The following is a 399-nucleotide window of genomic DNA, read 5'->3' as shown; positions in this document are numbered from 1 at the left end:
CAGATCAACTTCCTGAACGTTGCCGAAGTCAGCGACGACCATCCGGAAATCACCGTGCTGCGTGCGATTGATCGCCGGTATGTCACCAGCTTCCGTTATGGCCAGCTGAACTCGCCATTCGAGTACGAGAAAGTGCGTTACGTCTATACCGAGTCGCGCAAACTGCAGATCGCCGAGTAAGCGAAACGCAATAAAGGACGGCCAGCCGGAGTGATCCTGCTGGCCGTTTTTTATGGGCACTTTTACCTGCCGGGCCACTCACATTCCTCGGGCACACAGGCCTCCATTTACTCGATCCATTTAACAGACAAAAAAGGAATTTCCATGCGGTCTTTCGGTTTCAAGGCAATCGTTGTGTGTGTCGCACTGGCAGCCTGCCAGAGCATGGTCAGCGTTCAG

The 399-nt window shown here is 53.6% G+C and carries 2 pseudogenes; both read left to right on the top strand.

Annotated elements, in window-relative coordinates:
• Window positions 1-180 (top strand): annotated as a pseudogene (locus tag ALO43_RS18670) (MlaA family lipoprotein); the annotation flags it as partial.
• Between the two features lie 30 nt (window positions 181-210).
• Window positions 211-399 (top strand): annotated as a pseudogene (locus tag ALO43_RS31565) (polyribonucleotide nucleotidyltransferase); the annotation flags it as partial.

Source organism: Pseudomonas tremae, assembly GCF_001401155.1.
Lineage (GTDB): Bacteria > Pseudomonadota > Gammaproteobacteria > Pseudomonadales > Pseudomonadaceae > Aquipseudomonas > Aquipseudomonas tremae.
The sequence above is the reverse complement of the archived record's forward strand: the minus strand, read 5'-3'. Positions and strand labels throughout refer to the sequence as shown.